The organism is Mesorhizobium sp. PAMC28654 (assembly GCF_020616515.1).
GTDB lineage: Bacteria > Pseudomonadota > Alphaproteobacteria > Rhizobiales > Rhizobiaceae > Mesorhizobium.
Genome location: NZ_CP085135.1, coordinates 6348914 through 6363851, shown reverse-complemented (window position 1 = coordinate 6363851; position 14938 = coordinate 6348914). Strand labels below are relative to the sequence as shown.

Sequence of the window (14938 nt, the reverse complement as noted above, 5' to 3'; positions counted from 1 at the left end):
TACAGGAATATCCAATCCAGGGTTGCTTTCGGTTGCACCACCAGATTATTCATCAATGGGCTAGCCCGAACCCGCGCCATATCCGCCCGCGATAATGACAAGATGCCCATGCCTTGCGTTCTGTCGCGGCGCCGCTTACCACATGCTTCCTTCGGGGAATTCCTTTGGTTCAGGGCATATGATCGCGAGACTCCGGCGCGCCATGCGGTGGCAATCGCTCCCGCTCATCATTGGTTTCGCCATGCTGGCATTGATCGTCGGCTCGCGCGCCATCCTGGTCGAAAACCAGAGCACGAACCGGCTGGCTGCCCGCGATGCAATCGAATATCAGCAATTGCTGTCGGGCCTGTTGTCACTGGCGCAAGACGCCGAGAGCGGCCAGCGCGGTTACCTGCTGACCGGAGAAAAGCCCTATCTGGAGCCTTACCAGAAAGCTGTTGATGCCTTGCCCGGACAGCTAGAGCAGAATCTGATCATTCCGGCTCATATCCTGTTGCGGCGAAGTAGTTGGCGCACTCGGTTGGTGTGAAGCAAGGCAGTGCGGCGCTGATGGTATCCCACAATTCCGCGACGGTTCGTGCGGCGGCTTTGCGTAGAATCGATTTCAGCTTGGAAAAGGCGTTCTCGATCGGGTTGAAGTCGGGGGAATAGGGCGGGAGGAACATCATCCTTGCGCCGGTTGCTTCGATCGCCACACGGGCGGCTGCGCTTTTGTGCGCCGGCAGGTTGTCGAGGATCACGACATCGTCGGGCCGCAGCGTCGGCACGAGAACCTGCTCGACATAGGCGACAAACCATTCGCCAGTCATCGGGCCGTCCAGGACCATTGGCGCGGTCATGCCAGTGAGGCGCAGGGCGCCGGTGAACGTCGTCGTCTTCCAATGGCCATGCGGGATTGGCGATCGGCACCGCATCCCGCGCTTCGTGCGCCCCCGCAGTCGAGCCATCTTTGTCGAGGCTCCGGTCTCGTCGATGAAGACCAGATGCTCGGGATCAAGATCGGGCTGGGCGTCGAACCAGGCGTTTCGTCGCGCCGCCACGTCTGGCCGCTCCTGCTCGCTGGCGTGCGCCGTTTTTTTTGAAGGTCATGGAGTGACGATCGAGAAACCGCCAGATCGTGCTCGTCGCAAACGACGCGCCATGCTCCTGTCGCAGCAACTCGGCGAGTTCGACCAGCGTGATGTCCACCCGCCTCTCGATCGCCGCCAGGATGATGTCGCGATACGCTTCAACGCGGTGGGACCGCCTGTCGCCGCCCTGCGGCTTTGCGCAGGTGGCTCCGGTCTCGCGCCATTCCCGGACCCAACGCACCGAGCTTGCCGCCGCCACGCCAAATCGCGCCGCTGCCGCCCGTCGCGACAGGCCGCCATCAACCGCTGCGACCACCCGAGCCCGCAAATCTTCCGATAAGGATTTCGCCATGCCATGCCGGCCTCCGAATCCAGCAGATATGCTGAATCAGATTTCCAATCCCAACGAAACCCCTATCGATTCTATCCGCTCGGATTTTGCTCTAGCCCGGATCGACGAGATGACCGCGGGCGATGATGCCCGGATGGAACAGATCGCCGGCGTCAAGAATGCGCTCTCGCAAAAACTGGCGGAGTTGGCGGAAACGATCAGGTTCTACGACGCCGGTGACAAGGCAAAGGCCCTGGAGATTGTGCTCAGCGACCGAGGCAAGGCCGCGATGGATCATATCCGGGCCAGCCTCGATGCCATCAGGCGCGATGGCGGGGCAACCTTGCAGGCCCGCTATGTCCGCACGGATCAGGTCGAGAGTTGGCTGCGCATCGGCTCCTTCGCCGCGTTGCTGGCGATTTTCCTGCTCGGCGTCTACACGATCCGAGAATCCCGTCGCCGCTTCCGCGAGGTGTTCCTTGCCCAGGATGAATTGCACAGGAAGAACATCGCGCTCACCAGCGAAATCCGGACGCGTGAGAAGGCTGAATCACAGATACGCCAGATGCAGAAGATGGAAGCAGTCGGTCAATTGACCGGCGGCATCGCGCACGACTTCAACAACATGCTGGCCATCATCATCAGCGCGATGAACCTTGCCCAGCGAAAACTGGCGCGCGGCGAGCACGACATCCTGAAATTCGTCGAGGCGGCGACCGACGCCGCAACGCGCGCCGCGAATCTGACGGCGCGGCTACTCGCCTTTTCACGTCAGCAGCCGCTGGCTCCGCAGGTCGTCGACGCCAACCGCCTGTTGACCGGCATGTCCGACCTGCTGCGTCGGGCGCTGGGCGAAACAATCCGCATCGAAACGGTTCTGGCCGGCGGTCTGTGGAAGACCCATGCCGACCCGAGCCAGGTCGAGAACGCCATCCTCAACCTCGCCGTCAACGCGCGCGACGCCATGGGCGACGGCGGCAAGCTGACGATAGAAACCGCCAACAGCCATCTGGACGACAATTACGCCTCCTCGCATACGGAAGTGGCCGCCGGCCAATATGTGATGATCGCCGTCACCGACACTGGTACGGGCATGTCGCCGGAAATCATGGCCAAGGCGTTCGAACCCTTTTTCACCACCAAGGGCGTCAACAAGGGCACTGGCCTTGGCTTGAGCCAGGTGTTCGGCTTCGTCAAACAGTCCGGCGGCCACGTGAAGATCTATTCCGAACCCGGGGAAGGCACGACGGTGCGGATCTACATGCCCCGCTTCTTCGGCGCCGAAGGGGCAGCCTCGCCCGACGGCCCGGCCGAAACAGCCGCACGTCCGGCGACCGAGACCATCCTCGTGGTCGAGGACGACGAGCGTGTCCGCGTCTCGACCACCGATGCGGTCCGCGAGCTCGGCTACACCGTCATCCACGCCGGCAGTGGCGAGGAAGCGCTGCGCAAGCTTGGCGAGAACCCCGCCATCGCGCTGATTTTCACCGACATCGTCATGCCAGCGATGAACGGCCGCAAACTCGCGGAAGAGGCGACGGCACGGATGCCCGGACTGAAGGTGATCTTCACCACCGGCTTCACGAGGAACGCTGTCGTGCACAATGGCGTGCTCGACCACGACGTGCACTTCCTGGCCAAGCCCTTCACCATCGACCAGTTGGCCGCAAAGCTTCGCGACGTGCTGGACCGGGAGAAATAGACCTCCTCGGCACGGTCCGTACGGATTGGCCCGCAATCTTGCAGTCTTAGCCTCGCACCGCTGCCTTCGCGGCGGCATAAACGTTCCGACGAATTCCGATGAAACTGTGTCTCGGTCATACCGCCGACACACATGCGGCGCTATCCACCGCCAGGCGGTTCGTTAGCTTCCGCTCATAATGCAGTTGAAATTGCCGTCGACCGCCTTAAGCAAACTCAATTTTCGACAAGACCCAGGGAACTATTTCGCAAGATGACGTCAAAACCCGAGCTGACAGTCCCGAGCGATCCGGGTCCGAAGGCCGATATGCTGCGCGGGCCCGATGCGCGCCGCCAGATGTTTGGCTTCTGGAGCCGTTACCAGCATTTTGCCATGCCCGTCGCAGGCGTGGCGATCGCGGCTATCACGGTCATCGTATTGCAACGATTCCTCAGCGATCTTTCTCTCGACCATGTGCTGGAATCGGCGGCAAACATTCCCGGCAAGCACCTCATGATGGCGCTTGCGCTGACGGTGGTCAGCTTCGCCGCCATCGCCTTCTATGACGTGGTGGCCGTCGAGACGATCGCGCCCGGTCGCATTCCAAGGATTGTGTCGGCAACAGTCGGCGCCGCCGGTTGCGCCATCTCCAACGCGCTCGGCTTCTCGCTGCTGACCGGCGGCATGCTGCGCTATCGCATCTATGCCGGCGAAGGCATTGCGCTCTCCGATATCGGCCGGATCATCGGCACGTCATGGCTGGCGATCTGGTTCGCGTTCACCGTCATGATCGCCCTTGGCCTGGTGCTCGATCCCGCCCGCACGCCGTTCATCGACCAACTCGATCCACGCCTCGGTCTCGCGCTTGGCATCCTGCTGATCCTGGCGATCGGCTTCCTGGTCGGTTGGCTGTCACGCGGCGAGCGCACGCTCACGGTCGGAAAGATCTCTATCCGGCTGCCCAATTCACGCGGCGCGCTGACGCAGATAGCCGCCGGACTGGTCGATGTCTGCGCCGCCGCCGGAACGCTTTATGTCCTGATGCCCGACACGGTCACCACCAGCCCGGCGGTGTTCGCGCTGGTGTTTGTGATGGCGACCATCATCGGCATCGCCAGCCATGCGCCCGGCGGGCTGGGCGCCTTCGAGGCCTCGATGATCGCCGGCCTTGGCCTTGGCAGCAACCCGGACGCCGTCGCGGCACTCCTGGCATTCCGGATCATCTATACGCTTTTGCCGTTCCTGGTGGCGATCGTCGGCGTCCTGGCGTTCGAGATCTACGCCAGCCATGCCCATGTCTCGCAGCGCGTGCGCTCTGCTGGGCGCATCCTAGAACCGCTGGTTCCGCCACTTATCGCCGCCACGACCTTCTTCGGCGGCATCATGCTGTTGCTGTCGAGCTCCATTCCAGGTGCCACTGAGCGCCTGGACCTTCTGTCCGACCTGTTGCCGCTTCCCTTCATAGAAGTCTCGCATCTTGCCGCGAGTTTCGTCGGCATCGCCATGCTGATCCTGGCACGAGGCCTCGCGCGCCGGCTTCAGCAGGCCTGGGCGGCTTCGCTGATCCTCTTCATCCTGGGAGCCGTCTTCTCGATCGGCAAGGGCCTGGACTGGGAAGACGCCATGGTTCTCCTCGCCATGTCGGCAATCCTGATCGGTTTCCGCACATCCTTCTATCGCCGTCCGATCGAAGGCGTCGGCCCCTTGTCATGGGGCTGGCTGGCCAGCGTCATCAGCATCGTCGCGATCTCGATCTGGCTCGGCTTCTTCAGCTACCGCAACGTCGAATACTCCCACCAGCTCTTCTGGCAGTTCGCCGTTGACGGTGACGCGCCCCGCTTCCTGCGCGCCAGCATCGTGATCCTGATCGCGACGGCGGCCGCCGCGCTCCACACCGCCGTCAATCGAAATGCCATCGACCGCAAGCAACGCATCGAGATCCCTCCAGCCGTCGGCGCCATCGTCGCCTCCTCGAACGTCACCCATGCGGCCCTGGCCATGCTTGGCGACAAGCAGTTCCTGATGTCACCGGACGGCCGCGGCTTCATCATGTACGCACGCTCCGGTGGCAGCCTTATCGCGCTCGGCGGCCCCATCGGTCCGATCGAAGGCGACACCGATCTCGCCTGGGCCTTTCACGACCTTGCCGATCGTTCGGCCGTCCGCACCGCCTTCTATGGCGTCGGGCCAGAGCATCTGCCCATGTATCTCGACATGGGCCTGGTCGCGCTGAAGCTCGGCGAAGTCGCCCGCGTCGATCTCGCGGCGTTCAACCTTGATGGCGCCCGCCGCCAGCCCTTGCGCTACGCCGATCGCCGAGCCGAAAAGGACGGCTTGGTCTTCAAGGTCGTCAAGGCATACGACGTCCCACCGCTACTTGGCGAGTTGCGGGCCGTGTCGGATGCCTGGCTCAAAATGAAGGCGGGAAGCGAAAAAAGCTTTTCGCTAGGCTATTTCGAGGACGATTATCTCAGCAAATTCGACATCGCCGTCATCCGCCGGCAGGATCGGATCATCGCCTTCGCCAATCTGTGGGGTAGTGCCGACAAGAGCGAACTGACCATCGATCTGATGCGCCATGTGCCGGATGCGCCCAAGATCGTCATGGACGCACTGCTGACCAGGGTGCTGCTTCACGGCAAGGCGCAGGGCTACCGCTGGTTCAACCTGGGCGCGGCTCCCCTCTCCGGCCTTTCCGCCAGCCGGCTTGCCTCGCGCTGGAACCGTTTCGGGTCCTTTCTCTACCGGCGCGGCCAGAGCCTCTATCGCTTCGACGGATTGAAGGCATTCAAAGACAAGTTCGATCCGGTGTGGACGCCGCATTATCTTGTCTGCCCGCCGGGACTGGACTCCATCCGTTCCCTGTTCGACGTCACCGCGCTGATCAGTGGCAGCCCGCTGGAACTCATCCGGAAATGACGAGGACCTTGCGCGGATGACCAGGAATTTCACGAGAACGGCCGTGGCTACCCCGCGCTGGCAAGAATTCTTCCCGCCAGCATGCAAGCGAGGATGTGGTACGCGTCCGTGACGCGAGCAGCCGGCAACATGTCTCACCGCCGGAAATGCAAGGACCCGCCCTTGTTTCACAGGAGCGGGTCTTTTGCCGAACGCTTGCTTGGCTTTGTCGCTATCAGAATATCCCGTAAAACAGCCTGTAGCGGACCCGGCTCATATAGTCTTGGTACTCTGGCGTCCTGGCAAGGATAGCTTCCTCACGCAGGATGCGATGAAGTTGCATGCAAGTGACCAAGGAGTAGACCGTGAGATTGAACAGGGAAAAACTCGACAGCAGGAACAGGCAGTGGCCTATCAGGTAGCCGCCGTAGATCGGATGCCGCACCCACCGGTAGGCGCCGCCAGTCACCACGCCACGATTTGCCGGCAGGAGGGCGAAGGATCGGCCGAGCGACACCTTTCCCCAGATGACGACCCACAACGCCAGGAACTGCAACGGAGCGGCGACATAAAGCGGAATGATGGCAACGCCTGGATCCAGGATGACGAAGCCTACGCCAAAGCTGGCGAACATCGTCACGACGACGGTGAGCGGGTTCCAGTCGCGAACCGACGGCCGGCGTGACAACAGCAGCCAGACGAAGGTGAGCGTCTCCGAAATCGTCAGCAACAGGACGTTGAGACGGGTAGGATCAATAACCAGATGATAGACGCCGCGATAGACGAAGAACCCGGCTACGAGCAGGGTGGCGGTGCGAAACAGAGCTTCGCGCACGTCCGTTATGATTTCGCGCTTTCGCGCTTCCGTCAGCGTTCGCTTCTGCCCGACATCCGGCAGAGCTGGATTTTTTGAAATGAGCAACGCGGCTACCCCCAGGGTGGACCCTCGAAGTGACCGTTGCACGTTAGCGTTGCTGTCGGGTTAACCGATCCGGCCCGGATCGAAATAAGGCGATGTATTCTGTTGAAGCGGGCTTCTTTTGCCAAGAAGGCTCCGCAAGCCAACAGCGATCCGACCCACGCCATGGCGCGGGCGCTCGCAGCCAATGTGTCAAGCATTCTGACTAGGGCATCAGCACAGCGTCGGCGACGGCGAAGAACACCACCGTCCCCACGATAAACATGCCCCATCCGATGAGGGAATGCCGGACCGCGGCCTTTCTCTCGGCATCGGAGCGCTTGTCATTGTCAAATTCAGCCATTCCGGCCTCCCCTATCTCCTGACGATATCCGCCCTTTAATAGATGCCGGCGACGCCTGCAACCGGCTGGATCGGGCCAGCCATGATACCGGCCACCACAACGGCACGGATCACGTTTCGATCGGTTCGGGGCATCGACCCTTGCGAGAAAATCGTGGGAGCGGCTGAAGGTTTCGGGGGGAGAACCGGCAAAAGACAAGTTGGGCGCGCGCGTGCGCAAACCCGTCGATTGGTTTGACGCGGGGCTGGATTGCAAGGCATTCGCTGGAACTCGCCGTTGTCGATGAATGGCGAACCAGGCCGGCGCGTCAAAAACCGCCCTGCTTCTCCAGCCCGGCCTGCATGCCCTACCCGAGGTAAATGTTGCTGAAATAGCCAGAAAAGTCAGGCTTTTGCTTCAGCGCGTTACCATCGGCATCGCGCAGGATTCCGGAGGAAAACAGATATCCCCCCATCGCATCGATCTTGGCCTTGTCGATCGTGCCGATGATGCCGCTTTCGCCGCGCAGATAGTGTCCATCGATAAGCGCCTTCAGCGACGCCTGGATCAGGGCGGGATTGGTCAGCGCGTCCTTGTTCGCTGATATCAAGAGGGCGGCAGCCTCATCGGGATGGTCGACGGCAAACTGATAGCCGCGCCGCGTTGCCTGGACGAAGGCAGAGGCGATCTTCGGGTTTGCCGCCAGATAGACCTCGCTGGAGGCGATGAAGGTGGTGTGCTCGTCGGGCACGCCATAGTCGGCATAACGGAAGCTGTGCTGCTTCATGCCCCTCAGTTCGGCGTCGACGCCTTCCCAGGTCGACACTTCCAACGTGAAATCGACCGAGCCGTTGGCCAGCGCCTCATAGGCGGACGTGCCGAGCGTCACCGTCTGGAATGTGCCCTTGCCGCCATCATGGCGGATGATGGTCGAGATCAGCGCGTCCTCCCAGGCGCTGCCGAAACCGCCATAGATGAGGCCGTCGAGGTCTTTCGGGCTTTTGATTTCGCTGCGCGCGGCACTGAAGACCACCCGACCCGTCTCGTGCTGAACGACGGCATAGACGGCTTTCAGGTCGGCGCCGGCGGCTTTCTGGGTGAAGAGGCCCAGCGCCCCGCCGATGCCGAAATCGGCGATGCGATTGCTGACCAGCGTACCCGAACCGGTATCGCCATAGGGCAGGATCTCGGCCTGCAGGCCGGCATCGGCGTAAAAGCCTTTGTCGCGGGCGATGAACAGGCCGATGTGATTGGTGTTGACGGTCCAGTCGAGCGCGACGGTGACCTTTTGCGCGGACGGCGCCGCCGACTGCGCGAAGGATCGGGAAGTCCCGGCAAGGCCGGTGGCGAGTGTCAGCAACAAGGCCTGTCGGCGCGTGAAATCAGTCATCGTCATGTCCTTTGAGAGGTCCGTGGGTTGAGAATGATGTCGAGGATTTCGGCTTCGAGTGCCCCGGCTTGACGCGCCATGTTGTCATTGAAATCGCGCGGGCGCGGCAGCGGCACCTTGATCTCGCTGACAATTCGGGCCGGCCGCGCCGAAAGCACATAGATGCGATCGGACAGGAACACCGCTTCGCGCACATCGTGGGTGATGAGCAGCGCCGTCCAGCGATGATGCCGCCACATCTGTTCCAGCCAGCGCTGCATGCTGGTTCTGGTGAGCGCGTCGAGCGCGCCGAAGGGCTCGTCGAGCAGCAGCATGTCGCGCTCCTGCACGACCGTGCGCAGAAGTGCCGCGCGCTGGCGCATGCCGCCGGACAGTTGTGCCGGATAATGCCGTTCGAAACCGGCCAGCCCGAATTCCGCAAACAGCGGTTCGACACGGGCGCGGGCCGCCTTGCGGCCGACGCCTTGCACCTCGAGGCCGAGCGTCGTGTTGTCGATGATGCGCCGCCACGGCATCAGTGCGTCACGCTGCGGCATGAAGGCAAAGTGGCGGCCATGGTCGTCAAGCGGCGCACCATCGAACAGCAGCTCTCCGACCGCGCCGTCCAGCCCGCCGGTCAGCAGCTGGAAGATCGTGGATTTCCCGGCGCCCGACGGACCGAGGATGGAAACGAATTCGCCCGCCCTCACATTGAGTGAAATATCAGCCAGCACATCAAGGTTGCCGAAGCGCTTGCTGATATTGCGCAACTCGAGCCGTGTCATGACGGCTCCTCTCCGGCATGACGCGCCTCGCCTGCCCGTTCCCAGGGCATGACAAGGCGCTGGACAAGTGCCGTCAGCCCGAACAAAATCAGCGTCAGCACAGCGCTAACCGCGACGGCGGCCAGCACCAGATCGGGACGGAAATTGTTCTTGGCTGACAGCATGTAGATGCCCAGCCCCTTCGCCGCGCCGGCATATTCGGCGAAGATCGCGCCGACCACCGCATAGGTGATGGAAATCTTCAAGCCCGCGAAGAAATAGGGCAGCGCCGAGGGCAGCCGGGCCAAGAGAAAGATCCGCCAGCGCCCTGCCCCCATGGATCGGAGCATCTGGCTGATCTCCATCTCTGTCGCCTCATAGCCCTGCACCAAGGCCACCAGCATCGGAAAGAAGGTGACCAGCGCCACCAGCAGGATCTTGGGCGCGAGCCCGAAGCCAAACCACAGCACGACCAGCGGCGCGATGGCGACCAGCGGCAAGGTCTGGCTGACGATGAAGACCGGAAACAGCGCCCGTCGCAGCGGACGATAGAAATCGATGAGCATCGACAAGACGAAAGCGGTGCTCAGCGAACAGGCAAAGCCGAGCAGTGTGGCGCGGATGGTGGGAATGGTGTTTTCCATCAGCGCGTCGCGGTTCAGCATCGCCTGTTCGAAGACACGCGAGGGCGCCGGCAGCGTCGTCGGCCTGATACCGGAGAAGCGGGCGTAGAGTTCCCATGCCACCAGCAGCGCGCCGACCGAAACGACGGCCGGTGCAGCCTTGGCAATGGCGCCTGTGAACCCGCGTGAGCGGGCGTCTGATAAACCGGGCACGGCACAAAACCTCTAGCGAAACGGCGCGAATGCGCTGGCGGCGTCAGACAGCCGTCGGGCTGTTGGCCGAGACCGTGACGTCGAGGGTTACGTGGCCGGCGCCCGGTCCGAACCTGCAGAAGGCCTCGTTCAGCGTCGAGAACACAGCACCGGCGTCGCCGCGCAATCTGGTGCAGAAATGCTTGGAACGGTCGAAGACGCCCGATTGCTTGAGGAAGTCGATGCAGCCGTAGATTTCGTCCATGTGGTCGCCGGTGCCCATCACATAGAGCGAGAACTGCACCGCCACCGGCTGGCCGGTGACATCGGCTTCGCGCACCGCCGCGATTGCCGCCTCCTTGCGCAGGCTGAGTGGCCCGACCGGCCCGCCGAGGGCGTCGGAACGGCAGATCGGATCATCTGGCTCGCCGGGGCAGCCGCGCGAAATCGCCGCCGAAAGCACGCAATGCTTGCCGCTGGCCGCCGCCGCCACGAACAGGTCGCGCATGGCTGGAAACAGCACTTCGGGCGGCCCGACCAGCAAGGTCGAGATATCGTCGGTCTCGATCCTGAGCCTGTCGCGGTAGGGATCGAGAGCGCCGAGCGCGCCAAGGATGACACCGACGAAATCGTCGGTCATCGGATATAGGGAAATCTGTGCGCCTGAAAACATAGCCCGCCTCGCTCCGCTGGTATTACCCAGATCAGCTTCTAGGGTTTGAGAGCTTGCCGCCCCCGTCTCAGCCCCGACCGTACGGAGCACCCCTGTGGATAGGCGCCTTAAAGCACCATTCGAGCGATTGCGAAAGCGTTTTCTTGAAAGCTGGCTTGCAATGCATGGCTGCGGCCGCCCGGCTGCGATCTCTCGCCGGACGGCCGCGGCAGAGGCTCGACTATCTCCGTCCCCGCCATCTCCCGACTGCCTCGGATCGTGCCGTAGCTGTCCTCCTTCCCCCATTCAACCTTCCATTGCCCCAGCAAGCATCCCGCAATCGGTGACATTATTCGGGGAACCTTCACCGGATCGGGAGGTTGTCCCACCAGTCGCAACGCTAAGAACTTACAGAAATGGAGAACGATCATGTTCATGAAAATCCTCGCAGCTTCTGTTCTCACGATCGGCCTGGCTACGTCAGCGATGGCGCAAAGCACGGGCACCAATGGCGCTGGCAGTGATGGAAATGGTAGCGGCAAGTCAGTTACGGTCAATCCGGTAACACCGGCTTCGCCCAACACGACCGTGCCGGATTCTATTGATCCGAATGCAACCAACAGCACGACCGGCATGACCGGCACGAATTTGAACGCCGACCAGAACTGCCCGACCAGCCCGCGTGACAGCCAGACGAGCGCATCCGGGACATCTCAGGGCACCGCGGAGCCGACCGTCGCTGGTAGCAACTGTGGCAACTAGTCATCATATGCGGTAAATTGAATAAGGCCGTGGAGCACCCGCTCCACGGCCTTATTGTTCAAGCGCCATGCGCCGCGTCCCGTTCAACAAAGCTTACGATACGGCCTTTTCCCGGACCGGCAGCTTCCAGCCCGGCCTGGCGAAATGACAGGTATAGCCATTGGGATATTTCTCCAGATAATCCTGGTGCTCCGGCTCCGCCTCCCAGAAGGCGCCGACTGGCGCGACTTCGGTGACGACCTTGCCGGGCCATAGGCCAGATGCGTCGACATCGGCAATGGTGTCCTCGGCAACGCGCTTCTGCTCATCTCTGGTGTAGTAGATCGCCGAGCGATAGCTCATTCCGACATCGTTGCCCTGGCGGTTGCGCGTCGTCGGGTCGTGGATTTGAAAGAAGGATTCCAGCAGCGTGCGATAGCTGATCCGGTTCGGATCGAAGGTGATCTCGATGGCTTCGGCATGGGTGCCATGGTTGCCGTAGGTGGCATTGGGCACATCACCGCCGCTATAGCCGACGCGAGTGGAAATGACGCCGGGATAGCGTCGTATCAAATCCTGCATGCCCCAGAAACAGCCGCCGGCAAGAACCGCGCGTTCGGTCGAAGTCGCCATATCACGTCTCCTTTGGATTTCCACATAAATGGGCATTGTCGCGGCCTTCGTCCAGTCGTTCAAAGGCTGGAGATGAAAGCATGCGAGCGAGAGGCCATCGCTTCGCCGGCGCCAAAACACGAAAAAATCGCCCCGGCGGAAGCCGAGGCGGGCGCGGAGACAGATGCCATGATCGCAGACGCGGGGGACGGCCGGCTGGCTCCTCTACATTTCTACATTGATCCGCCGGACGCATCATCGGCGGCCGCGGGCCGCTGGGCGTAGTCAACCCTGTGCTTCAATCGGTCGTTGGCAAACACGATCAGGGAAATCGCCACCAGCGCCGCCAAAATCATCAATACGATCTTTTGGATGTCGCTCATTACCCACCCCATTTGGTCTTTTTGCCCAATTGTCACTCTGATTGTCGCAACGAAACAGCCGCGGTTTCGTTCCAGTCCCACGACAAGAGCCTGTTGCCGCCAGTCTTTCCGGTTGATCCCTGAAGAAAGCTTAACCTTGCCCACCATCAGCAAGAAACCCATCCGCGATCAAGCCGTTTCCATATGGTGGGCAATCACACAGATACCGATGCTTGGCGCAAAATTTGATTACCGACCCAGAACAGGCGGAAGATGGCAGGTTCGGGACAATGTGTTACTTGCAGCAGCCAGACTGTGTATTGCGTGGCAGCGTGCGGAAATCGCGCCGGTATCCTGGCGGCGTTCCAGAAATCGTTGGTGATCGTCTTGTCGCATTTCGTCTTGACGGTCTGGCTGCCGGCCAAGGCGGACCCGGCCATCGCGGATATTGCGACGGCCAGTTGGATCTCAGGAACATCTGGCTGCCTCGGAGCGCTTGATCTGTGGTCGCGCCCTTGAACTGGCGACTCGTCATTTTCCCCGGCTTGCTGCGATCGGCAGCTCGGGCGTTCCCGGTGGAATGGCCACGAAGCTGACAGGCACCGGTGGACCCTTGAGCGACCAGTCGAAAAGAACCGTCTTGACCGGAAGGTTCTTCACCCACGCCTCGACTTCAGGCGGCGGTGCGCCTTTGCCCGGCCAGACCATCAATATGCCCTGTTCCTGTAATCGTTGCGGGGTGATCCAAGGCGCAAACTGCATGTTGAGATCGGTGAAGATCGAGGGTTTGTCGTAGGCTTTCAGGCCGGCGACCATGGCCACGCCGGTCTCGCCGCCGACGATGCCGAGCGGCGCCTGCACCTTTTCGTGCCAATAGGCTTCCGCCTCGTCTGAAATCGCTTGCGAGGGCCAACAGACAGGCTGCAAGTGGTCGAACAGATTGCAGCTCGACCAGCGGATACCCGCATAGGCGCTGGACATCACGACGATGCAAGCCGCCGAACAGACCATCAGCGAGCGCATCTCGCGACTGCCGAGCCGGTGACCGAGAAGAGCAATGGCAACCACGCCGACCAGATTGTACATCGGCGCTCCCCAGGCCTCACCGATGCCGGAAAACAGCGAAGCGATCATGATGAGGATCGCGGGCCCAATCCCCATCCACAGCACATAGACAAGCGCGCGACGTTCGATTGGCGGCTCGCGAGTCGCATCGGTCTCCGGAGCCGTCCCTCGCCGCAACAGGCCGGATATGGCGAGCACGGCGAAGAACCCGACAAGCGCCGCACATTGCACGCCGATGTAATAGAGGCGCGCGCGGTTCGCCATGACCCACGAATCCCGATTTGCGACGTAGGAAAAGGGCAGAAAGTCCATGCGGAAAAGCGCGATAATGACTGGCGTGATGACAGCCAGGAAAACCGCGAGTGCGAGCCACGGCCACGGCGTGGCAAGCCGGCTACGGGCGCGTGCATCATAAAGAAGCCATAGCCCGCCGAACATCAGCAACAGGCCGGTGGAGAACTTGGCGTAGATTGCGACGCCCGCGACCAGTCCGAGCGCAAGCCACCAGCCGGGCCCGTTTCTGGTGGTGCCGCGCCACAACAGCCAGCAGATGGCCGCCCAGAATGGCATCTGCGCATAGTCGTGATTGAATTGTGGCGTTGGCCAGCCAAAAAAGTAGATCGACGGCATCAACAGCACAGCGGCCAGCGCACGCCTGGAGCCGAGGATGTCGCGCGCTAGCAGATAGACGAATATGAAGGTCGACGTAACAACCAACTGGCTCAGGAGATATTGTGGCCAGCGGAACGACCCGGTCAGGAGATGGGCGGTCTCGAGCAGCCATGCAGGAAGCTGCGGATGCTTGTAGGTCAAAAGCACCCATTCGCGCCCCCACATGAACCCCTCGACAACATCGCCGGGGGGCGCAACCGCCACCAGCGCCGGCAACGCCGTCCAAAAGACAATCTGCATCGCGCACAGAAGCGCCAGCATATAGGCGGGATGGCGTGACATGACGGACAGGGTCGATAGGGTATGCGTGTCTTGCGCAACGGGCACGTCTGCCGGCAGCCACTTGCTCATGGAGTCTTCGATTTCATGTCGCGTTTGGATCGCACCGGGCGGGTTTACGGCTGTGCCTATGGCATAGACTTGCGGCCGGAGCCAGCGGGAGAACACCAAACGTTCGAGCGGCGACTGCCCTCCAAACCTTGCCGTACCGGGCTGGATGCCGCCGCCCATTGGTCAAAGCCAGCCTTTTCTCGCCTTGCGGCACACCCCACCGGGGCAATACATGCCGTTCAAACCTTACGGAAATGTATAATACTACCACCATCGCAAAACCAAGATTGCAGCTGAGATTGCCGCGCGACGCTGACTTTAACCGCGAATCCAGG

Annotated in this window: 15 protein-coding genes and 1 riboswitch; of the genes, 4 read left to right on the top strand and 11 right to left on the bottom strand. The window is 61.7% G+C overall.

Going from position 1 to position 14938, the window contains the following annotated elements:
• Positions 1-178 precede the first annotated feature (178 nt).
• Entirely contained in the window at positions 179-529 is a 351-nt protein-coding gene (locus LGH82_RS31560; RefSeq protein WP_227346435.1) for a CHASE3 domain-containing protein, read from the top strand.
• Here the strand turns inward: LGH82_RS31560 and LGH82_RS31555 are convergent.
• Positions 474-1422, bottom strand: a protein-coding gene (locus tag LGH82_RS31555; protein WP_227343924.1) for an IS630 family transposase whose coding sequence is annotated in 2 segments (ribosomal slippage) — positions 474-1080 and positions 1079-1422 — 951 coding nt in all. Because the reading frame shifts where the segments join, the coding sequence is not laid out codon by codon here. The genes LGH82_RS31560 and LGH82_RS31555 overlap by 56 nt on opposite strands.
• Before the next feature lie 28 nt (positions 1423-1450).
• On the opposite strand from LGH82_RS31555, the gene LGH82_RS31550 reads away from it, so the two are divergent.
• Together LGH82_RS31550 and mprF are read left to right on the top strand one after the other, a co-directional pair.
• Positions 1451-3103, top strand: a complete 1653-nt coding sequence (locus tag LGH82_RS31550) for an ATP-binding protein (protein ID WP_227346434.1) — start codon at positions 1451-1453, stop codon at positions 3101-3103.
• Between the two features lie 306 nt (positions 3104-3409).
• Positions 3410-6001: a bifunctional lysylphosphatidylglycerol flippase/synthetase MprF gene (gene mprF / locus LGH82_RS31545; RefSeq protein ID WP_413771486.1), complete on the top strand. Its 2592-nt coding sequence runs from the start codon at positions 3410-3412 to the stop codon at positions 5999-6001.
• Positions 6002-6215: 214 nt separating this feature from the next.
• On the opposite strand, the gene LGH82_RS31540 is transcribed toward mprF, so the two are convergent.
• From LGH82_RS31540 to LGH82_RS31515, 6 genes are all read right to left on the bottom strand, one after another.
• A complete protein-coding gene (locus LGH82_RS31540; RefSeq protein ID WP_227346432.1) occupies positions 6216-6902 on the bottom strand; it encodes a methyltransferase family protein in 687 nt (228 codons plus the stop codon).
• Positions 6903-7104: 202 nt separating this feature from the next.
• Entirely contained in the window at positions 7105-7242 is a 138-nt protein-coding gene (locus tag LGH82_RS31535; RefSeq protein WP_227346430.1) for a hypothetical protein, read from the bottom strand.
• 346 nt (positions 7243-7588) lie between these two features.
• Positions 7589-8611, bottom strand: coding sequence for an ABC transporter substrate-binding protein (locus LGH82_RS31530; protein ID WP_227346429.1), 1023 nt, complete (start codon positions 8609-8611; stop codon positions 7589-7591).
• Between the two features lie 2 nt (positions 8612-8613).
• Positions 8614-9375, bottom strand: a complete 762-nt coding sequence (locus LGH82_RS31525) for an ABC transporter ATP-binding protein (protein ID WP_227346427.1) — start codon at positions 9373-9375, stop codon at positions 8614-8616.
• Positions 9372-10145 (bottom strand): ABC transporter permease, encoded by a 774-nt coding sequence (locus LGH82_RS31520; protein WP_413771485.1) that lies wholly within the window; start codon positions 10143-10145, stop codon positions 9372-9374. The genes LGH82_RS31525 and LGH82_RS31520 overlap by 4 nt, the downstream gene beginning before the upstream one ends.
• Before the next feature lie 88 nt (positions 10146-10233).
• Entirely contained in the window at positions 10234-10842 is a 609-nt protein-coding gene (locus tag LGH82_RS31515; protein ID WP_227346425.1) for a Ykof family thiamine-binding protein, read from the bottom strand.
• Positions 10833-10946, bottom strand: a riboswitch (TPP riboswitch). Its footprint overlaps the gene before it by 10 nt.
• A 304-nt stretch (positions 10947-11250) precedes the next feature.
• Between LGH82_RS31515 and LGH82_RS31510 the strand changes: the two genes are divergently transcribed.
• Positions 11251-11583: a hypothetical protein gene (locus LGH82_RS31510; RefSeq protein ID WP_227346424.1), complete on the top strand. Its 333-nt coding sequence runs from the start codon at positions 11251-11253 to the stop codon at positions 11581-11583.
• Positions 11584-11676: 93 nt separating this feature from the next.
• Here LGH82_RS31510 and msrA read toward each other — a convergent pair whose 3' ends face one another.
• The 4 genes from msrA to LGH82_RS31490 form a co-directional block, all read right to left on the bottom strand.
• The gene (msrA, locus tag LGH82_RS31505) at positions 11677-12195 is read right to left on the bottom strand and encodes a peptide-methionine (S)-S-oxide reductase MsrA (protein ID WP_227346423.1); all 519 of its coding nucleotides are present in this window, start codon (positions 12193-12195) and stop codon (positions 11677-11679) included.
• A gap of 212 nt (positions 12196-12407) precedes the next feature.
• Positions 12408-12719 (bottom strand): hypothetical protein, encoded by a 312-nt coding sequence (locus LGH82_RS31500; protein WP_227346422.1) that lies wholly within the window; start codon positions 12717-12719, stop codon positions 12408-12410.
• 32 nt (positions 12720-12751) lie between these two features.
• A complete protein-coding gene (locus LGH82_RS31495; RefSeq protein WP_227346421.1) occupies positions 12752-12976 on the bottom strand; it encodes a hypothetical protein in 225 nt (74 codons plus the stop codon).
• Positions 12977-13067: 91 nt separating this feature from the next.
• On the bottom strand, positions 13068-14624 hold the full coding sequence (locus LGH82_RS31490) for a glycosyltransferase family 39 protein (protein ID WP_227346420.1): 1557 nt from the start codon (positions 14622-14624) through the stop codon (positions 13068-13070).
• Positions 14625-14938: the final 314 nt, after the last annotated feature.